We start from the raw sequence: 19,245 nt of genomic DNA, 5'->3' as shown, positions 1-19,245 counted from the left end.
GGTCTCCCCTGTCTCTTTCTCGTTCTGGGCGACTTGGGGGCCGGGGCCCCCCCCCAGGTGGGCCGCCGCTAACCCGGCGCCCACGCCGGTGCGCGAGGAATAGCCCGTCCCAAATCCGAAGAAGCCCTCCAGCGAGTTGTGCGACTTGAAGAAGCGGATGCCGCCGGTCACCGACAACTGGTCGGTCACATCGAAGGTGCCGTCCACGAATGCGGCGTAGTCGCGGTCGGTGCGAAGCTGCTTGGTGAGCCACAGGGTGTCGGGCCAGCCGGGCACCTCGGTGGCGGTGGCCAGCCGGTCGATCCGGTAGCGCTGCTGAATGTTGTGGGTCTGCTTCTGGTAGAACAGGCCGGCGACCGCATGCAGGCGATAGTCCGCCGGCGTCGAGAGCCGGAACTCATGGCTCTGCTTGCTGTAGGCGTCCTTGCCTTGGATGTACTGCGAGGTGTCGATGAAATTGCCGCCGTCGTCGGTGAGATAGGCCCCCGACCCGAACAGCGTGTCGTAGAAGTACGAGTAGTCCGAATAGTCGGACTCGGTGTCGATCCAGCGCTTCATGTAGGCGCCGGCATAGACGAGATCGAGGTTGGCGACCTTGCCTTCGATGGTGAGGGCGGCCTGCGCCCACTTGTCATCCGACCGTTCCGGCTTGAAGCGGTTGATCTGGTGATCGCCGATCACGGGGTTCACGACGAAGCCGCCGTCGGCCTGGGTCCGCTGTCCCATCAGGGTGGGGGTCACGGTCCAGTTTTCGTTGAGGTCGATCTTCAGCGCCGCCCTGGCGCCGACGGTGTCCACTTCGTTGTAGTCATCCTCAACATAGGCGGCGTTGTTCACCCGGATATTGCCGGTCGGAAAGGTGAACGATGCCGGGACGTTGTCGATATAGCCGCCGTCATGCACGGCCCAGCCCACAAGGCGCACGGCCGCGCGGTCACCGATCGGCTGGTTGACGAAGCCTTCGACCCCGTAGCCGACATCGCCGTGACTGAGGCGGTTGATCTCCAGGTCGTAACCGGCCTCGAAGCTCGCGATAGACGGCTTGTTGGTGATGATGCGGATCGTGCCCGCCTGGGAGCTGGCGCCGTAGAGCGTGCCCTGAGGCCCGGCCAGGACCTCGACCCGGGCGATGTCGTAGACATGGATGTCGAGCGGGCCGGTGATGGTGGTCACCGGCTGCTCGTCGAGATAGACGCCGACGCTGGGCAGGGGGCCGGAGTGGTTGCTGTTCTCGCCCGAGGCCACGCCGCGCATATAGATGGTGCTGAAGCCCGGCGCGGCCGACTGGATGGTCACGCTGGGCAGGAACTTCACATAGTCCCCGAAGTCGGAGACCTGCAGCTGGTCAAGCCGCTGGGCGCCCAGGGCCTGGATGCTGATCGGGACGTCTTGGAGGTTCTCCGACCGCTTCTGAGCGGTGACGACGACCTCTTCGAGCGCGGTTGGGCTGGCCTGCTGCGCGAAGGCGGGCGCCGCCAGGCCGGTGAGCATTGTCGAAGCCAGCAGCGCCGCCGGCAAGGTTCTAGGCGATGATCGCATTTTCATTATAGGCCCCTCAGATAGACCACGCCCTAAGGCGCGCGTGGATAGGTCTCCAGCACCCGGCCCAGGCTCGCCTTGAGCGGGCCAAGCCAGGGCTCGAAGTTTCGCCAGTGATCGGCGGCGTCGGAATAGATCGGCTGGCGGACCTGCTCTGAGCTGGCGGTCCGCACGGCGCGATCGTTCTCGTAAAATCGGAGGCAGGCGTCCTCGAACGGCAAGCCGCAGTGGTCGAGCAGGGCGCGGACCTGGGCCTCCGGATCGGCCACCATCTCCTCGTAGATCACCCGATGCACGCGCCCCGGCAGGACCGCGTCGAAATGGGACATGAGGCCGACATAGTCGGAATAGTAGCGGCCGAGGTCCTCCAGCCCGTAGGTGAACCGCTGGCCGCGGGCGAAATGCTGCTTGAAGGCCGAGAAGCAACAACCCAACGGGTGGCGTCGCGCGTCGATCACCTTGGCGTTCGGCAGGGCCAGGTGGATCAGGCCCAGATGCGCGAAGTTGTTCGGCATCTTGTCGATGAAGAACGGCCGGCCGAGCTTGCGATGGACCTGGGCCCTGGCGAGGTACTCCTCCCCCAGCGCCTTCAGCTCGCCGGGCGTGAGGGCGGCCAGTGCTTCGGGATAGTCGGTCCTGCGCTCCGCGTTGGGCTTGCCGCCCAGCCGACGGGCCATCGAGATGATGTCCGGCAGCTCCTGCGTGCCCTCGACCTGAGAATGACTTGAGAGGATTTGCTCAATCAGGGTGGAACCGGCGCGCGGCAGGCCGACGATGAAGATCGGATCAGGCGCCTGCGCGCCCTGCCCCGCCCGCGCGGCGAAGAATGCGGGGGTGAGCAATGTCTTGGACCGCGCGGCATGGTCGGCGGTCTCATCAGAATCGTAGTCAAGGCCCGCACGCCGCAGGGCTGCGCCCTGGTCATAGTGCCCGAAGGCCTCCTCGTAGCGCCGCGCGTCCTCCAGCGCCTTGCCCAGGGCGAAGTGAAGGTGAAACCGGTCCTCGTTGGAGATGTCGGTTCGCGCGAGCTGGCCTTGCATGGCCGCCACGTCGACGTCGGCGAATCGCACGGTCTTGAGGTTGGCCAGGCTCCAATAGGCCTCGCCCAGGCCGGGCTCGATGGCCAGGCAACGGCGGTAGGCCTCGACCGCCTCGGCCTGGCGGCCGACGGTCTTCAGGGCGTGGCCGTAGCTCATCCAGACCTTCGGCTGACCCGGGAAATCGGCGAGCACTCCGCCATAGACCTCGATGGCCGCCTCATACTCGCCGATACGTCCGAGCGCCGCGGCCTTCAGGTTCCGGTGGCCAGGATTGCGCGGATCGTCGAGCAGCAGCCGATCGATCTGGGCGATGGCCTCGACGGCCTTGTTCTGGCGGTAGAGAACGGTGGCGTAGTTCTGGCGCGCGGCGGCGAAGCTGGGCGCCAGTTCCAGGGCGCGGGCCAGCAGCGCCTCGGCGTCGTCGTAGCGACCCAGGCGCAGGCCGGTCTCGGCGAGCATGCGGATCGCGGCCACGTCGGTGGGGTAAGCCTTGAGGAACGCCCTTAGCTGGCGCTCGGCCACCGCGAGCTGACCGTCACAGAGGGCGGTGGCAGCCTCGACCAGCCGCGGATCGTGGGTCGAGGCCTTGATATGATGAGCATAGGCCATGTCGGCGTCGTCGAAACGGTCGGCCAGGGTGAACTGGTCGCCGAGCGCGCGCCAAGCCTGGGCGTGGTTCGGCGCAAGCGCAACGGCGCGTTCCAGCGCGGCGATGGCGCCCGGCCCGTCACCCAGCGACATGCGCGCCAAACCTGTCTCGAATTGGATTTGCGCGAGATCGGGGCGTGTCGCGGCGAGCGAGTCCAGCACTTCCAGCGCCGCGGTTGAACGACCCTGGCGGCGCAAGGCCGCGGCCAGCAGGGTCACGGCGTCCGGATGCTGGGGCGCGACCTTGAGAATTTCGCGGGACTGGGCCTCGGCCAGGTGCGGATCGGAAGGGAGCAAACGCGCGGCATGGGCCAGAGCGGTGGCCAATGTTCCGACAGGTTCCGCAGGGCGGCTCGTCACCGGTAACCCAATCCTGACGCGTCCAGTGCGGATGAGAGGGCGCGTCGAACAAGCTTGTCAATCAAGCGTCACCGGTTTGTTGCACGATTGTATCGGAACGGCCACAGGGCGAGCGGCCTGCCCGCCGGAGAAGCAATCAAATAGTCCGCCGCCTGACCACCGAGCGGCGATCATCCGCGGCGGCTCAAACCGAAATTTCGAAAATCGAATTGTCGGTACGGCTGCGAGCGTTCAAGCTAGCGCCAGGGAAGATTGGAGCTCGCCGCCAAGGCGCGCCCGCCAGGAGGAAGACCGCCGTGCCAGACACGACGCCGAAAGCCGTGCATCCGCCGAAGCTCGGCCTTGGAACCAAGCTCCTTTACGGGGTGGGCTCGATGGCCAATGGAGCCACGTTGCAGATCATGGGCGGCTTGCTGCTGCTCTACTATAATCAGGTCTTGGGGTTGCCGGCGCAGTGGGTCAGCCTAGCGCTTGGCATCTCGGTGCTGATCGACGCCTTCTGGGACCCGTTAATCGGGCAGTTCTCCGACAAGCTGCGCACGCCCTGGGGCCGCCGCCATCCCTTGATGTACGCCTCGGCGATTCCCGTGGCCGTGGCGTTCGCCCTGTTGTGGATGCCGCCGGCCGGACTGTCGCACAGCCAACTCTTCACCTACCTGCTGGTGGGCATCCTGAGCGTCAGGCTGGCCGCGAGCTTCTACGAGGTGCCGAGCGGCGCGTTGGCCCCGGAACTGGCGCCCGATTATCACGACCGCACGGTGCTGATCGGGTTTCGCTGGCTGCTGGGCACGGTCGGCGCCGCGGTGGCCGCCGTCCTGGCCTATGGAATCTTCCTACGCGCCACGCCGGAGTTCCCACAGGGCCAGCTCAATCCCGCCGGCTATCCGCCGATGGCGCTGAGCGTCGCCGCTCTTATCGCCGCCTCGATCCTCGTCTCCACACTGGGCACGCACCACCGCATACCGGGCCTGCACAAGCCCGTGGCGCGAAAGATCAGTCTGAGGGAGACGCTGGGCGAGGTCGCCGCCACCCTCAACAACTGGAACTTCGGCGTGGCCGTGGTGGCCGGCGTCGTCTCGGCGACGTCGCTGGCGCTCTACACCGGCCTGACGATCTATTTCATTATCTACTTCTGGGAACTGCCGTCCAGCAGCACCCTGCTCATCGTCCTGATGGGCCTGATCTCCGCGCCGATCGCCGCGGCGGTCGCCCCACCGCTGTCGCGCCTATGGGGCAAGCGGCGGGCCTGCATGACCCTGTTCTTCGCTAGCGTGGTGACCACCAACGGGCCGATCACGCTGCGGCTGCTGGACCTGTTCCCCGAGAACGGCTCGCCGATGCTGCTGCCGATCCTGCTGGCCAACGCCGTGCTGGGCGGGGTGTTCGGGACAGGGGGCTTCATCCTTGTCACCTCGATGATCGCCGACATCGTCGAGGAGAGCCAGGTGAAGACCGGGCGACGGTCGGAGGGCCTGCTGTTCTCCGCCGACTCCCTGCTGAACAAGATCGTGTCGGGCTTCGCCACGGTCCTGCCGGGCCTCCTGCTGGCCTTCGTTGGCTTCCCGACCGGGGTCACCCCCGCCAACCTCGATCCGGAGATCATGCGGCGACTGGCCTACATCTATGTGCCGATCACCGTGACGCTCAGCCTGCTCTCCATCGCCACCTGGCGGTTCTACCGGATCGACGCAAGCGCCCACGAGGCGAATCTCGCCGCATTGCAGGACGCGACGCCGGCCGAGTAATCATTGAGGCGTCGGGAGGTCAGGCCTCGACCACAGCCTTGCCGACGGGCGTCAGCGAGAGCATGGCCAGCTTCACGTGCTGCCAGGCGAACGGAATGCCGATGATCGTGACGGCGAGCCCGGCGGCCAGGATGATGTGGTGAAGGGCCAGCCACCATCCCGCCAGGATGAGCCAGAGGATGTTCAGCAACAGGCTCGTGGCGCCCGGGTCGCGGTCGACCACGACCTTGCCGAACGGCCAGTAGCTGAAGCCGGCCATTCGAAACGCGCCAGGCGTCCAGGGCAAGCCGATGACAGTGATCGCCAGGACCGCCCCGGCGAGGATCCAAAGCGTGCCGGAAATCCAACCCCCGAGGATGAACCAAAGCACGTTCAGCAAAAGTCGCATGGATGGCTCCGGTCGCGGCGGCTCATCCTAAGCTAAGTCAAACCGCCACCACCGCAATGGCTCGGCGGCCTAACCCGTGTTCCGCAGGCCGGCGGCGACGCCGTTGATGGTCAGGTGGATGCCTTCGCGCACCGCCTCGGTGTCCTCCCCGCCCCTCCTTCGGCGGATCAGCTCGATCTGCAGGTGGTTCAGCGGGTCGATATAGGGCAGTCGCGAACGGATGACGGCGGCCAGATCCGGGTTCTTCTCCAACAAGGCGCTCTGACCGGTGATCTCAAGTAGGGTGTGGGTGGTGCGCTCCCACTCGGCCCGGATCTTGCCGAACACGAGGTCTGCCAGAGATCGATCTTCCACCAGACCGGCGTAGCGCGCGGCGATGGCCATATCGCCCTTGGCCAGCACCATCTCCATGTTGGCGAGGGCCGAGGAGAAAAAGGGCCAGGCCTCGTGCAAGTCGCGCATGTGCGCCATCGACGCGCCGGCCTTGGCGACCGCCGATCCGAAGCCGTACCAGCCGGGCAGAAGAGCGCGCGACTGGGACCATGAGAACACCCAGGGGATCGCCCGCAAGCCCTCGATGCTGCGCTTGGCCTGGCGCGAGGTGGGTCGGCTGCCGATGTTGAGATCGGCGATCTCGCTGATCGGGGTGGCGGCGAAGAAGTAGTCCGCGAAGCCCGGCGTCTCGTAGACCAGGGCGCGATAGGCGCGCATGGCCTGCACCGCCAGGGCGTCCATGGTCTGGGCGTGGGGAGCCGGCAGTTCCGATTGGGCGGGCTTGCGCAGCGAGGCCAGGACAACGCCCGACGCGAGCGTCTCCAGGCTTTGGCGGGCCAGTTCGGGATCGGCGTACTTGTTGGCCACCACCTCGCCCTGCTCGGTGATGCGGATCCGGCCGCCGATCGTGCCCTGAGGCTGGGCCAACAGGGCGTCGAAGCTGGAGCCGCCGCCCCGACCGACCGCGCCCCCGCGGCCATGGAAGAGCTGCAGGCGAAGCCCCGCTGAGCGCATGACCTCGGCGAGCTCCAGCGAGGCCTGGTGCAGTTCCCAGGTAGAGGTGAGGTAGCTGCCGTCCTTGTTGGAATCCGAATAGCCGATCATCACCTCCTGGATGCCCACCGGCTCCACGAGCTGGCGGATGATCGGCAGGGCCAGGTATCGCGCCATGATGTCGGGGGCGGCGCGCAGGTCGGCGATGGTCTCGAACAGCGGCTCGGCGAAGACCTGAGTCCGCGCCGGTTCGCCGGGGGTGAACAGCCCGACCTCCTTCAGCAGGACATAGACCTCCAACAGGTCCGACATGGAGGTGGTGTTGGAGACGATCTGGGCGCGGATGGCGTCGCGGCCGTAGCGGCGCTTCAGGTCGGCGGCGGCGGTGAGAATGTCGTACTCACGCCGGGTCTCCTCGCTGTAGTCGGCGAAGGGAGTGTGCAGCAGCCGTCCGTGGGCCAACTCGGCCAGCAACAGGTCACAGCGAGCGGCTTCGTCCAGGGCCTCATAGTCCTCGCAAACGCCGGCGCCCTTCAGCAGTTCGGCGGTGACGCGGGCATGGACGGCGGAGTTCTGGCGCAGGTCCAGCCTGGCCAGGTGGAAGCCGAATATCTCCACCGCGCGGATCAGGTCCGGCAGGGGTCCGCGCGCGAAGGCGGCGCCATGACGCGTGAGCAGGGAGTCGAGTACGGTCTGCAGGTCGGCACGCAGGGCGTCGGGGCCGTCATAGGGCTCGGCCGGGCCGGCCGGTCGCCGCGCCGGAGGCTCGCCGGTCAGCAGCGGATAGGTGGCCGCCAGCCGCGCATAGATGGTGGTGAGCGCCAGGCGATACGGCTCGTCGGCCTTCTGAGGCGAAGGATTGGGCGCGGCGTCGGCCAGGGCCTGGAGGGCCGGCGTCACGCCTGCCAGCCCGGCGGAGATGGAGAGTTCCGCGCCGAGGCCGTGGATGGCGTCGAGATACATCCGCAGCGCTGCGCGCGACTGCCGCGCCATGGCCTGGCGCATCACCGCCTGGGTGACAAAGGGATTGCCGTCCCGGTCGCCGCCCACCCAGGAGCCGACCCGCAGGAATGAAGGCAGGCGTTCGGGGTCGCCCAACACGTCCAGCCAGTGAGCGTACAGCCGGGGCAGCTCGGGCAGAAAGCTGCGCTCGAAATAGGAGACCGCGTTCTCGATCTCGTCGCCCACCCCCAGCTTGACGTTGCGCAGCAGCCGAGTGCGCCAGAAGATCGCCACCTGACGCATCAGCTCGCGCTCCAGCCGCGCCCGCTCGGCGTCGGACGTGGCGTGGTCGAAGGCGTCGAGGTCGTCGGCGATCGCGCCCTGGCGATCCAGAACGCTCTTGCGGCGCACCTCGCTGGGGTGGGCGGTGATGACAGGCGCCACCAGCGCGCCATTCAGCAGGGCCATGACCTGGTCAACGCCCACGCCCTCGGCGGCTAGCGCGCGCAGCGCCCCGGCCAGGGTGTCGGACCGTGCGCCCCCTGCCCGACCCCGCCGACGCTGGATCTGGTCCTCGGCGATGTTGGTGATCTGCAGGAAGCAGGCGAATGAGTGGGCGAAGCGCACGGTGTCGGGCATGCTCAGCCGCTCCAGGCGCTCGGCCATCAGCATGGCGGCGGCCTCCGTCCCGTCACGATGGAACCCCACCGAGGCGCGGCGGATATCCTCGATCTGACTGAACACCGGCTCGCCATCCTCGGCCCGGATCACGTCGCCCAGCACCCGACCCAGGAAGCGCACGCTGGCGCGAAGCATGTCGGGCAGGGTCTCGGTCATTTCGCCTCGCGGGTTCGGTCGCGCGGCGGTGATAGCAGAGCCAGGCGCCGTCCGGCCACTGGCGGTTCAGTCACGTGGCGGCGATAGCCAGGCTCGCCATGCTGTTGATCAGGATCGCGGCGTCGGGCGCGCCGCGCCGGCACGTCAAGCGCCTCCGAAGCGGCGCGGTCGATCTTCGAGATGTCAGGAAAAGTGGTGCCTGGGGGCGGATTCGAACCACCGACACGCGGATTTTCAATCCGCTGCTCTACCAACTGAGCTACCCAGGCTTAGGTCCCGGCGACGCGGGAGCAGCGTCTATAGAAGAGGCTTTCGCGGCTGTCCAGCAAGGTCGCTAGTCTTCGTGCTCTCCGTCCTCGGGCCGGTCGTCCTCGTCTGACGCCGGTATGGCGTAGCCGCCCTTCAGCCATTTGTGCAGGTCGATGTCGGCGCAGCGTTTGGAACAGAACGGGCGGTAGTCCGCCACAGCCGGCTTGGCGCAGACAGGACAGGCGCTCATCGGCCGCTCACGTTCAAGCGCTCGCGCTGGGCGGCGGGATCGGGACGGATCTCGAAGCGAGCGCCGATGCGGGCCGCCAGGGCGCCGGCGAGCGGTTGCGCGGCGGCGGCGACCGGTGGCGCGCAGATCGCGGTGAGGCGCGCGCCAGGCTGGATCGCGCCCTCGGTCTCGATAGCGCGCAGGAGCCGCAGGGCGAGGGTCAGGTCGGTGAGGTCGCCCCTGGCGTCGCACAACTGCTCGGCGACCGGCGGAGCCCGACGAGGCACTGTCAGTTCCATGGTGCCGAAACGGCCGACGGGCCCAATGGCGACGCCGGGATTGTCTGGGGCGAAGGCGGCGCGGGCGGCGGTCATCAGGGCGTTTCCGTCATGGCCTCGACCGACGAGATCGATGACGACGATGCCGCCCAGGCTCTTGAGCCGCAACAGGCGGCCGGCGACGGCCAGGGCGGCGATATTGGCCTGCCGGGTGATCCGCTTGGCGTCCTGGCCCTTCCGTTCGCCCAGATCGACGTCGATGGCGACCAGGGCGCGGGTCGGCTCGATAGCGATGGTCCCACCGCCGGGCAGCGGGTGGATGATCTCAAGAGCGTCGGCCTCGGACACTTAGGCGGCGCGGCGGGCCTCGCGGCCTTCGATGACTTGGACGTTTCGCGCGAAACCGGCGAGTTGCTCGGCGATATCGGGGGCGGCGCTCAGCAGGCGCGGAGCCCCCTGCGCCGGTCCGAGCGCGCGCACGGTGGCGAGCTTGCCCGCGCGGGCCTCGGTGCGGATCTCGACCTCCAGAGCTTGACCTTCCACCGGCCGAGCTTCGGGCTTGAAGGACATCAGGGCCTCGACGCCACCCAGGTCGACGAAGGCCGAGGCGAAGGCCGGCTCGACCTTGCGCACCCGCCCCACCAGACGGGCGCCGAGCCGAGCGATCGAGTCGTCGCCATCGCGGGCGATCAGCAGGCGTTCCGGCCGGCCATCGAGAGTGACCACGCCCCGGGTCTCGCCGATCCCGCGGTCGAGATAGAGCCGTCGCTCGCTCATGGTCGGACGTATCCCAGGCCTGTGAGCAGGTTCATAGTCTCATAGAGCGGTAATCCCACCACCGCCGAGTACGAACCTTGGATCGCCATGACGAGAGCGCCTGCTCGGCCCTGGATGGCGTAACCGCCGGCCTTTCCCACCCCCTCTCCGCTGGCCAGATAGGCGTCGATCTCCGCCGGCGTCAGGCGCTTGAAGTGCAGGCGGCTCTCGACCAGCCGGCTGGCCGTGCGCCCGTCGGGGGCCTGGACGGCCACGCCGGTCAGCACCCGGTGCGCGCGGCCCGACAGCAGGTTCAGGCATTTGCGCCCCTCGGCCTCGGTCTCCACCTTGGGAAGGATGCGGCTGCCGACTGCGACCACCGTGTCGGCGGCGAGGACGAAGGCGTCCGGCTGGCGGGCGGCCACCGCGCCGGCCTTGGCGCAGGCCAAACGCAGCGCCGTCTGGCGCGGGGTTTCGGTCTTGAGGGGGGTTTCGTCGATCGTCGCGGCGTCTACCACGTCGGGCGTCAGATCGATTTGACGCAGAAGATCGAGCCGCCTGGGACTTGCGGAGGCGAGCACCAAGCGCTGCGGGGGCACGTGGGACAATCGCCGTCCTTAGCGGACGCGGAAGGTGATGCGGCCCTTGGACAGGTCGTAGGGTGTCATCTCGATCAAAACCTTGTCGCCGGCCGAGACCCGGATGCGGTTCTTGCGCATCTTGCCGGCGGTGTGGGCGATGATCTCGTGCTCGTTCTCAAGTTTCACCCGGAATGTGGCGTTCGGCAGGACTTCACTCACCGTACCCGGAAACTCCAAAAGTTCTTCCTTCGCCATGCAGGCTCCCAAACTGACCAGACGACCAAGCGGGTGGCGCGCACGATGAGTCGGGCGAGCCGTAGCGCCAATTAGCAGCGCTTTACGCGCTCGGCGGAACGATGGCTAGCTTGAGTTCAGCGCGCTTCTAGCGACCGAAACGCTCGGCGATCCGGGCGGCCAAGGTATCGCGAACCTGTCGATAAGCAGCGATCCTCGCCTCCCGTGAACCGTCGGTCAGGGTCGGATCGAAGGTTGGCCAGTATTCGATCTCGGCCGCGCGACCGCGGGTCAGCTCGACGGCGCGATGCTGAGCTTCGGGGGTCAACGAGACGACGAGGTCGAAGCTGTCGTCCTCCAGATCGCCGAACGTCTTGGGTCGATGAGCGGCAAGGTCGCAGGAGATCTCGGCCATCACCGCCTGGACGAAGGGGTCGACGAGGCCGCCGGTCTCGGTCGCCTCGCGACGTAAGCCGCAGCTATCGACGTAGATCCGGTCGCCGAGCGCACGCTTCAGCAGCGCCTCGGCCATGGGCGATCGGACCCGGTTGAAGTTGCAGGCGAACAGCACCGCCCCTGGAAGAGGCGCGCGTACGGCGTCGTCGGCCATTCGCTCCTAGCCCCGCCAGTGCAGGGCGCAGATCAGGGTGAATAACCGCCGGGCGGTGTCGAGGTCGGTCTCGATCTTGCCCGACAGCCTGGCGCGCAGCAACTCGGACGCCTCGTTGTGCAGACCGCGCCGGCCCATGTCCAAGGCCTCGATCTGCTGAGGCGTGGAGTTGCGGATCGCCTGGTAGTAGCTCTCACAGATCATGAAGTAGTCCTTGATCAGACTACGGAACGGCGAGAGCGACAGGATGTGGCGCTTTTCGTAGGCGGGCCCGGTCACATCCAGGACCAGGCGGTTCTCGATCAACCCCATGCGCAGGTCGTACGGGCCCGACTCCGCGCCGTCGGGGAGAAAGTAGTTCTCCTCCAACAGGTCGAAGATCGCGATTTGGCGTTCCTGTTCTTGGTCGCGTGAGACAGCGGCGAGGGATTCCTCGTCGATCTCGACGGACTGCAGGCGCTGATGGGGGCGATCGTCGGCGGCCATGGGCTCGGTTGGGGAAGGCTTGCGTCGACGTTTATTGCAAACCAACCCCTAACGTCATCCTGCACCTGCGAACAAGCCCCGTCTTGGCCAAGAAAGAGCCCCCGACGCCGAAGCGTCGGGGGCTCAGGTGCTCATCAGTCGGCGGCCCTAGTAGCCGTAGCTCGCGTACTGGTAGCCCGCCGGCTGGACATAGGCGCCGTGGACATAGCCGACGCCGACGCCGCCGCGACCGACCAGGATCCATTCCGTGCCGCGCACCCGGGCCAGGGCCGGGAAGCTCTCGCCGGCCCGCAGGCTGCCGACCCGAGCCGAAGATGTGGTCGGGGCCGAACGCAGGTTCAGCGTCGAGGTGGCCACGAAGCCGCCGCCGTCGCGGACGAAACGGGCCGGGGCCAGATTGCCGTTCAGGCGATAGCCGTTCTGAACATAGGTCGCCGGTTGGGCGTAGGGCTGGCCGTAGCCATGGGCGGACTGCGTCTGGCCATCGCGCTGCATCTTGCAGCCGACATAGGAACCGGTGGCCGCGCCGGCCACGGCGCCGATGGCCGTGCCCGTGCCGCGGTCGTTTTTGGCCAGGTTCGAACCGGCGACAGCGCCCAGCAGCGCGCCGATCAGCGCGCCGCCGGCCTGTTTGCCGCCGGGGGCGTCGCAGCTCACGATCGAACCCAGGCCGCCGCCGGTGGGCGCACGATACTGCTGGGCGTTGGCGCTCGAGACGGCGCCGGCCGCCAGCACGCCGGCGAGGCCTGCAACAGCCGCGCCGCGCATCAGCTTGGAACTCTTGGACATACGCATGGCTTGGTCTCCGCCTTTCTTGAGTATCTGTCTCGAGGCTTGCCCCGATGACCGACACCCTAGACGGGCCTACCTGAACAGCCGCCGCGACGGATCTGACAGAAACTGTTCAGCTTCGGGCTGTCCTCAGCCGCCAGCTAGCCGGATCGCGGCCGACCGCGCGTGAGCGGGCAGTCCCTCCGCATCCGCCAAGGCCACGGTCGGTGGACCGAGCGCGGCGAAAGCCGCCTCGTCGCACTTCACGATCGAGGTTCGCTTGATGACGTCGTAGAGCGTCAGGCCCGACGAAAACCGGGCCGCACGGCTGGTCGGCAGGACGTGATTGGAACCCGCCACATAGTCGCCGATCGCCTCGGGTGCGTGGCGGCCCAGGAAAATGGCTCCGGCGTGGCGCACGCGATTGGCGAGGCGTTCCGGGTTGTCCAAGGCGAACTCGACATGCTCGGGCGCGATGAGATCGACGAGGCGAGGCGCCTCGTCCAGCGGCGCGATAACGATTGCGCCGTGGTCGCGCCAGGACGCGGCGGCGTCCTCACCCGTCGAGAGCGTGGTGAGTTGACGCTCCACCGCCGCGGCGACCTGCTCGGCGAACGTCAAGTCGTCGGTGATCAGTATGGCCTGGGCGGCCGGGTCGTGCTCAGCCTGAGAAAGCAGGTCGGCGGCGATCCACTCCGGATTGTTCGCACGATCGGCCACGACTACGATCTCGGAGGGGCCGGCCAGCGCGTCAATGCCAACCGTGCCGTAGACCCGGCGCTTGGCGGCGGTGACATAGGCGTTTCCGGGACCGACGATCTTGTCCACCGGGCGAATAGGTCCAGCGCCATAGGCCAACGCCGCGACGGCCTGGGCGCCGCCGACACGCCAGATCTCCGTGATCCCCGCTTCCTTGGCGGCCGCGAGCACGGCGGGCTGCAGTCGGCCGGGGGGCGTGACCATGGCGACGCGGTCGACGCCCGCGACGGCGGCCGGCACCGCGTTCATCAACACCGTGGAGGGATAGGCCGCTCGGCCGCCGGGGACATAGATTCCGACGGCTTCGATGGGCGTCCATCGCCAGCCGAGCTCGACGCCCGCGTCATCGGTGAACCAGGCGTCGGCGGGACGTTGGCGTTCGTGGTACGCGCGGATGCGTGCCGCCGCGAAGGTGATCGCCTCTCGCACGTCCTGCGGGCATTGCGCCGCCCCATCCTCGATCTCGTCGATCGTGACACGGATGTTGGCTTCATCGACATTGGCACGGTCGAATTGCCGACCATAGCGCAGCACGGCAGGCAAACCCTCTGCGCGAACGGCGGCAAGCACGTCCCGCACAGCGAGGTCCACATCGTCCGGCGTTTCGCGCCGCTCTTCAATGAAAGCGGCGAAGGCGGCCTCGAAGCCGGGATCGGTGAATTGAAAACGGCGCATGGCCGGCTCTATTAGCGGCCCAATCCCGGCAAGGCTATGGCCTGTCAGGCTTCGTGCGTCGGGATGCGCGGCGTCGGCCAAGGCGCCGAGACGTCGGCCAGAACCGCATCGACGCATTCGACGGTGGCGCGCAGGTCGCCGCCGCCGGCGAAGGTGAGGCTGAGAACGCCGCCTGGCGCCTCGCCGGCGTCGAACGACAGCGTAAGCAATTCCACCACGGCGGCCTTGGCGGTTCGGCGCAGTTTCCGGGTCTGGACCGCCAGCACGGAACCGATTTGCAAGCCGCTGCGCACCCGCTCTCCGCCCGGCCCTTCCCAGCGATAGCGGTTGACGCTGAGCGTCAACCGCCGCGCCTTGGCGTCATAGGCGATATCGCCGATCTTGCAGATGGCGTCCTGGAGCGCCGCTGCGATCACGGCGAGGTCATCAGCGTCTTCGGCCAGCAACCGCAAGCGTGGGGATCCAGCGACACTCATCGATTAGTCCTCCGACTCGCCGTCGCCAGCGATGCGACGGATTTGCGCGCCGCAGGCGCCGAGCTTTTCTTCCAGCCGTTCGAAGCCGCGATCCAGATGATAGACCCGGTTCACCACGGTTTCTCCGCGCGCGGCCAGGGCGGCGATCACGAGGCTAACCGAGGCTCGCAGGTCTGTGGCCATGACCGGCGCGCCCTCCAGAGCCTCGACGCCGCGGACCCTCGCTTCGCCGCCCGACACCGAAATGTCGGCGCCCAGCCGCGCCAATTCCGGCGCATGCATGAACCGGTTCTCGAAGATGGTCTCTCGGATGATGCTCTCGCCACTGGCCAGGGTCATCAAGGCCATGAACTGCGCCTGCAGGTCGGTCGCAAAGCCTGGATAGGGATCGGTTTCAATCTCGACCGCTTGCAGACGGCCGCCGTTGCGTTTGATGGTCGCGCCGTCCTCGTGGCGGGTCACGCTGACCCCGGCTTCCTCCATCTTGTCCAACAAGGTGGCGATGAAGTCGCTGCGAGTACGCGTCAGGCGCACCTCCCCGCCGGCCATGGCCGCGGCAAGGGCGAAAGTGCCTGTCTCGATGCGGTCTGGAATGACCGAGTGGGTGGCGCCTGTCAGGCGCGCCACGCCCTCGATGCGGATGCTCGATGTGCCGGCCCCCGAGACCTTCGCGCCCATCTTATTGAGGCAGTCGGCGAGATCCGTGAGTTCCGGCTCGCAGGCGGCGTTGGTCAGGACAGTCTCGCCCCGCGCCAACACCGCGGCCAGCATCGCATGCTCGGTCGCGCCGACGGAAACGAACGGAAAGACGATCTCCGCGCCGATCAGGCCTCGCGGCGCCTGGGCATAGACGTAACCCTCATGCAGATCGATGGTCGCGCCGAGGCTGCGCAGCGCCTCCAGATGCAGGTCCACCGGTCGAGCGCCGATCGTGCATCCGCCAGGCAGCGAGACCTTCGCCTGGCCTGTGCGCGCGATCAACGGCCCCAGGACGTTGAACGACGCCCGCATCTGCCGGACCAGCTCATAGGGCGCGATACCGCTGATGATCTCGCGGGTGTGCAGCACCGTCTCGGCGCCATCGTCCCCTTCCCGTTCCTCGACCTGCGCGCCCAGGCGCTGCAGCAATCGCCCCAGGAAGCGCGTGTCCGCCAGTCGCGGCATGTTGGTCAGGCGCAGGGGTTCGTCGGTGAGCAGGCTGGCGGCCATCAACTTGATGGCGGAGTTCTTGGCGCCGCTGATGGGGATCTCACCCGCCAGCCGCGCGCCGCCGACAATGGCGATGCGATCCAATCTCGTTCCTCGAAGGTGGCCGGCGCGCCGCCGGCCTTGGCCGCTATCTAGCCTGCGCGGCGATCCGCGCAAAGTCGGCCCCGCTAGGCGCCGTCCTCGGCCTTCACGGGCCTCGGCGGTGGGGTCCGCTCGCTGGCCTTCCGGCGTCGTAGATTCGCCCGCAAGGCTGAGGCGAGTTTCGCCTCTCGCGCCTCGACGTCGGATTTTCCAGGTTTCTCCATGCAAACTTGGCGTGCGATGTGATGACCGCCGCGTCAAGACGCCTTTCGGCGCTTTTAGGCTTCACGCGGACGCCGGCTTTGGCTATAGCCCGCGCCTTCGCCGCCGTAGCTCAGTGGTAGAGCGCATCCTTGGTAAGGCTGAGGTCCAGGGTTCGAGTCCCTGCGGTGGCACCATGTTCCCCTAAGCTTCGAAGGCTTAGGGGAACGCCACTCTCCGGCAAGTGACGATCTAGCTCCACCGCGTGAGTAGGCGTGGAAGCTGTCCAGCCCCAACACCTCATGGATGTCGGCGATCGTCGCCACCCCGTTCACCTCCGCGAGACGCGCAGGCAGCACTGTGTCTCGCTCGTCATCCTCGCACCAAAAGTCGGGGTGAGCCCTCATAGACTCACAAACCCGGGCCTTCACGTCCGCGAGAGAGATCGGCTCGAGAGGTTCCAGATCGTGCTCTATGCGGAACTGCGCGGGACCCGGCATCAAGCGCGATAGCCAAGATCCGGCCCGCCCCGTTCGCTGGACCGAGCGGACGATCCAGCGACGCCCTTCGGCGTCCACGAACTCCATCCCGATCTGCAAACCCTCCGCCAAGGTTCGCGGACCACACGTCGTCAGGGCCTCCAGGTCAGGCAGCCCCTAGACGTCGGAGTCGGCCTTAACCCCAGAACAGGAAAGCGAAAGTCCGCCTGCGCCGCCTTCATGCTCGCCCCACCTCGCCACGAACAAAAGAGGAACTTATGCAGTATGAAGCTTGTGAAGCTAAAATCAGCGCGGCCGATCCGGAGACAGATCCGCGCGCGCGGCGTAGCGGCGCCCGCGAACGACCTCGTCGCGCATCGCGTCGACGAGCACCAACCGGCGCTCAAAGGACCTACGTGTCTTGCTAATTTGTATCCGGGTAGTATTTAGGACCCGAACGACGGCTCGATGTGCGGCGTCGCCAGGAGTTCCGATGTCCGCGACCGAGACCTTCACGGCCTTTGTTCGCCGCCGCCGCATCGCCGCCGGATCTCTTCTTCAGGTGATACCTGCGGTCAAGGCGGCGGCCGACGCCGACGCAACGCATCTGCTGGTCTTCGACGACGCCACGGGCCGCACTGTCGAACTCGACCTGCGAGGCGCCTTGGCCGATGTCCTGGAGCGCCTCAGAGACAAGCCCGACGTCGAACCCGCCAAGCCGGCGGGCCGCGGGCGGCCCAAGCTCGGCGTCATCGCCCGCGAGGTGACGCTGCTGCCGCGCAATTCCCGTGGAGATGTCAAGAACAAATCAGGAACGAAATGACCCACTATCGCCGGTCCTCCGCCGCCAGCATGTCCAGGGCCACGGCCAGGATCGCCTCGAGCTGATAGGCCTCGCGCTCCGCCTTCGTCGCTTCGCGCGGGGTGAGTTCCTCGCCACAGATCCGGTCGCACGCGGCCACCAGCGCCGCGTGGTGGCGAAGTCGCCGGCGGTAGGCCGCCAGCCGCAGGCCAGCCTGGGCATTGGCCTCGGCCGTCGCCAGCACCTCGTTCAACGGCACGCCGCCACCCTCGCTGTCCCCCGGCCTAACGTCGAGCGTCGAGGGAATGGAGACGTCGCCCCGGGCGCGCCGGTAACAGGCGCCGTAGCGTTCCCCCGCCGCCCGCTGGGCCGCCGTCAGCCGCCCCTTGCCGGTCAGCCACTCCAGGCCGGCCTGGCGTCGGTAGGGCTTGCCGCGCTTGCCCGGCCCGACCTGCGGCGTCTCGAAGGCGCTGCCACGCGCGGTCGAGAGCGCCACGGTTTCCGTCACGCCCTCGTCGACCGCCTGGGCCTCGGCGCGCGCCTGGCCACGGCGTTCCTGGGTCAACAGCCGTTCGCGCTCCAGGCGCGCCAGGTATGCGGCCCGGCTCATGGCCAGACCAGCGGCAGGCAGACCGCCACGCCGTCCCGCCCAATCCGACGCTCCGAGAAAGCGCAGAACCCGCCTTGCGCCATCACCGCGGCCACATGAGCGTCATGGCGCGCGAACTTGGGAAGCTGCCGATCGCCGGCGCCGCGTGCCTGCACCTTGCGGAAGACCTTCTCCAGCCGTCTCGCCATGGCGGGTTCGAGCTGCAATTCGGCCATCGCCCGCCGGGGTGGCGTCCCCGTTTGTCGTAGGGCGGCGTAGTCTTGTGGCGAGCGAGGTGATGTTTCATGTCCCATGGGTTGCACTGTATGGAACATATAAAGAACGGGCAAGAATTTTGTGTAGTTTTCCTACATCAGTTCGTCTATGACACTGCGCCATGGATGAACGCTTCCAACGCCTGCGCCTGGCGCGCACCCACAGGGGCTTCGACACCGCAGCCGCGGCGGCTGAAACCTTTGGGTGGAATCGCAACACCTATGCGTCGAACGAGAACGGCAACGCACCCTTCTCCTATCGCAAGGCCAAGGAGTATGCCGCCGCCTTCGGCGTCCGCCCGGAGTGGCTCTACGACGCCTCGGGCGCCATGCTGCCGGCGCGGGTCGAGGGCTTGGCGCCGATCCTCGGGCGCGTGGGGGCCAATCCCGAGGGCGACGTGCTGTTCGCCACCGGCCAGGAAGCCGGCGACTTGGCTCCAATTCCACCTGGGGGAACAGACAAGGCGGTGGCCTTGCTGGTCGCCGGTCATTCCATGAGAGGGCTCGCCGACGATGGCGCCCTGATCTATTTCGAGGATCAGCGCAGCGCGCCAAGCCACGACATGCTGGGTGAGGTGGTCGTGGTCGAGGTCGATACCGACGAGGTTCTCGTCAAGCGGCTGCTGCGCGGCAGCGGACCGGGCCTCTACGATCTGGAGAGCATCGCCGGCCCCACCCGGCGCGACGCCAGACTCCGGTGGGCGGCCCATATCACCGCGATTATCCCGCCCTACCAGGCCCGGCGGATCATCATCCGCGACCGCTGAGCGGGACTGTATAAATTCTACGATTCAAATTGAATCGGTCCAGTATGTAATATACATTCTCCGAATGCACACGTCGGAACTGGACGCCTTTGTCGCCGCGGAGATCGCCGCTGAGCGCCAAGCGCGATCGCTGGCTCTACGATCGGTTGAACGACATCGTGGCGTCTGTTGGTCCGGGCTCAGCGCCGACGCCTATCGGCCCCGGGGTCGCGACGCGCTGGAGGCTGAGGCGGCGGCGAAGCTTGCGCGACG

At 67.4% G+C, this 19,245-nt stretch carries 20 protein-coding genes and 2 tRNA genes; 4 read left to right on the top strand and 18 right to left on the bottom strand.

The window, feature by feature from the left end:
• Nucleotides 1-1,545: TonB-dependent receptor (locus RMO04_RS08835; protein WP_309644416.1), on the bottom strand; the 1,545-nt coding region annotated here is incomplete at its 3' end.
• A 26-nt stretch (nucleotides 1,546-1,571) separates the two neighbouring features.
• Nucleotides 1,572-3,587: a sulfotransferase gene (locus RMO04_RS08830; protein ID WP_309644415.1), complete on the bottom strand. Its 2,016-nt coding sequence runs from the start codon at nucleotides 3,585-3,587 to the stop codon at nucleotides 1,572-1,574.
• Nucleotides 3,588-3,883: 296 nt separating this feature from the next.
• Between RMO04_RS08830 and RMO04_RS08825 the strand changes: the two genes are divergently transcribed.
• Nucleotides 3,884-5,332, top strand: coding sequence for an MFS transporter (locus RMO04_RS08825; protein WP_309644414.1), 1,449 nt, complete (start codon nucleotides 3,884-3,886; stop codon nucleotides 5,330-5,332).
• A gap of 19 nt (nucleotides 5,333-5,351) precedes the next feature.
• Here the strand turns inward: RMO04_RS08825 and RMO04_RS08820 are convergent, their stop codons facing one another.
• The 14 genes from RMO04_RS08820 to murA form a co-directional block, all read right to left on the bottom strand.
• Entirely contained in the window at nucleotides 5,352-5,720 is a 369-nt protein-coding gene (locus RMO04_RS08820) for a YccF domain-containing protein (protein ID WP_309644413.1), read from the bottom strand.
• A 69-nt stretch (nucleotides 5,721-5,789) separates the two neighbouring features.
• Entirely contained in the window at nucleotides 5,790-8,486 is a 2,697-nt protein-coding gene (gene ppc, locus RMO04_RS08815; RefSeq protein ID WP_309644412.1) for a phosphoenolpyruvate carboxylase, read from the bottom strand.
• A 193-nt stretch (nucleotides 8,487-8,679) separates the two neighbouring features.
• Nucleotides 8,680-8,755: transfer RNA gene (locus RMO04_RS08810), tRNA-Phe, on the bottom strand.
• Between the two features lie 65 nt (nucleotides 8,756-8,820).
• Nucleotides 8,821-8,985 (bottom strand): DNA gyrase inhibitor YacG, encoded by a 165-nt coding sequence (locus tag RMO04_RS08805; RefSeq protein ID WP_309644411.1) that lies wholly within the window; start codon nucleotides 8,983-8,985, stop codon nucleotides 8,821-8,823.
• Nucleotides 8,982-9,590: a ribonuclease E/G gene (locus tag RMO04_RS08800; protein ID WP_309644410.1), complete on the bottom strand. Its 609-nt coding sequence runs from the start codon at nucleotides 9,588-9,590 to the stop codon at nucleotides 8,982-8,984. Before RMO04_RS08800 ends, RMO04_RS08805 begins: the two co-directional genes overlap by 4 nt.
• Nucleotides 9,591-10,019: a hypothetical protein gene (locus RMO04_RS08795; protein ID WP_309644409.1), complete on the bottom strand. Its 429-nt coding sequence runs from the start codon at nucleotides 10,017-10,019 to the stop codon at nucleotides 9,591-9,593.
• The gene (locus tag RMO04_RS08790; protein WP_309644417.1) at nucleotides 10,016-10,597 is read right to left on the bottom strand and encodes a nucleoside triphosphate pyrophosphatase; all 582 of its coding nucleotides are present in this window, start codon (nucleotides 10,595-10,597) and stop codon (nucleotides 10,016-10,018) included. The genes RMO04_RS08795 and RMO04_RS08790 overlap by 4 nt, the downstream gene beginning before the upstream one ends.
• Nucleotides 10,598-10,615: 18 nt before the next feature.
• Nucleotides 10,616-10,834, bottom strand: a complete 219-nt coding sequence (gene infA, locus RMO04_RS08785) for a translation initiation factor IF-1 (protein WP_309644408.1) — start codon at nucleotides 10,832-10,834, stop codon at nucleotides 10,616-10,618.
• A 127-nt stretch (nucleotides 10,835-10,961) separates the two neighbouring features.
• The gene (locus tag RMO04_RS08780; RefSeq protein ID WP_309644407.1) at nucleotides 10,962-11,423 is read right to left on the bottom strand and encodes a low molecular weight phosphatase family protein; all 462 of its coding nucleotides are present in this window, start codon (nucleotides 11,421-11,423) and stop codon (nucleotides 10,962-10,964) included.
• A gap of 6 nt (nucleotides 11,424-11,429) precedes the next feature.
• The gene (locus RMO04_RS08775) at nucleotides 11,430-11,909 is read right to left on the bottom strand and encodes a UPF0262 family protein (protein ID WP_309644406.1); all 480 of its coding nucleotides are present in this window, start codon (nucleotides 11,907-11,909) and stop codon (nucleotides 11,430-11,432) included.
• Nucleotides 11,910-12,056: 147 nt separating this feature from the next.
• On the bottom strand, nucleotides 12,057-12,704 hold the full coding sequence (locus RMO04_RS08770) for an SH3 domain-containing protein (RefSeq protein WP_309644405.1): 648 nt from the start codon (nucleotides 12,702-12,704) through the stop codon (nucleotides 12,057-12,059).
• A gap of 126 nt (nucleotides 12,705-12,830) precedes the next feature.
• Nucleotides 12,831-14,114: a histidinol dehydrogenase gene (hisD, locus tag RMO04_RS08765; RefSeq protein ID WP_309644404.1), complete on the bottom strand. Its 1,284-nt coding sequence runs from the start codon at nucleotides 14,112-14,114 to the stop codon at nucleotides 12,831-12,833.
• A gap of 44 nt (nucleotides 14,115-14,158) precedes the next feature.
• Nucleotides 14,159-14,590 (bottom strand): DUF2948 family protein, encoded by a 432-nt coding sequence (locus RMO04_RS08760; protein ID WP_309644403.1) that lies wholly within the window; start codon nucleotides 14,588-14,590, stop codon nucleotides 14,159-14,161.
• A 3-nt stretch (nucleotides 14,591-14,593) separates the two neighbouring features.
• On the bottom strand, nucleotides 14,594-15,883 hold the full coding sequence (gene murA, locus RMO04_RS08755; RefSeq protein WP_309644402.1) for a UDP-N-acetylglucosamine 1-carboxyvinyltransferase: 1,290 nt from the start codon (nucleotides 15,881-15,883) through the stop codon (nucleotides 14,594-14,596).
• Between the two features lie 320 nt (nucleotides 15,884-16,203).
• Here murA and RMO04_RS08750 point away from each other — a divergent pair.
• Both RMO04_RS08750 and RMO04_RS08745 read left to right on the top strand, forming a co-directional pair.
• Nucleotides 16,204-16,278: transfer RNA gene (locus RMO04_RS08750), tRNA-Thr, on the top strand.
• A 775-nt stretch (nucleotides 16,279-17,053) separates the two neighbouring features.
• Entirely contained in the window at nucleotides 17,054-17,383 is a 330-nt protein-coding gene (locus RMO04_RS08745; RefSeq protein WP_309644401.1) for a DUF2239 family protein, read from the top strand.
• 4 nt (nucleotides 17,384-17,387) lie between these two features.
• Here RMO04_RS08745 and RMO04_RS08740 read toward each other — a convergent pair whose 3' ends face one another.
• Both RMO04_RS08740 and RMO04_RS08735 read right to left on the bottom strand, forming a co-directional pair.
• On the bottom strand, nucleotides 17,388-17,972 hold the full coding sequence (locus tag RMO04_RS08740; protein WP_309644400.1) for a hypothetical protein: 585 nt from the start codon (nucleotides 17,970-17,972) through the stop codon (nucleotides 17,388-17,390).
• Nucleotides 17,969-18,178 carry a hypothetical protein gene (locus RMO04_RS08735; RefSeq protein ID WP_309644399.1) on the bottom strand — a complete coding sequence of 70 codons (210 nt, stop codon included), beginning with the start codon at nucleotides 18,176-18,178 and terminating at the stop codon, nucleotides 17,969-17,971. The genes RMO04_RS08740 and RMO04_RS08735 overlap by 4 nt, the downstream gene beginning before the upstream one ends.
• Before the next feature lie 170 nt (nucleotides 18,179-18,348).
• Here RMO04_RS08735 and RMO04_RS08730 point away from each other — a divergent pair, with 170 nt between their 5' ends.
• A complete protein-coding gene (locus tag RMO04_RS08730; RefSeq protein WP_309644398.1) occupies nucleotides 18,349-18,993 on the top strand; it encodes a helix-turn-helix transcriptional regulator in 645 nt (214 codons plus the stop codon).
• Nucleotides 18,994-19,245: the final 252 nt, after the last annotated feature.

Source organism: Phenylobacterium sp., from assembly GCF_031412415.1.
GTDB lineage: Bacteria > Pseudomonadota > Alphaproteobacteria > Caulobacterales > Caulobacteraceae > Phenylobacterium.
Note: the sequence above shows the minus strand (reverse complement) of the source record. Positions and strands in the feature narration are given on the sequence as shown.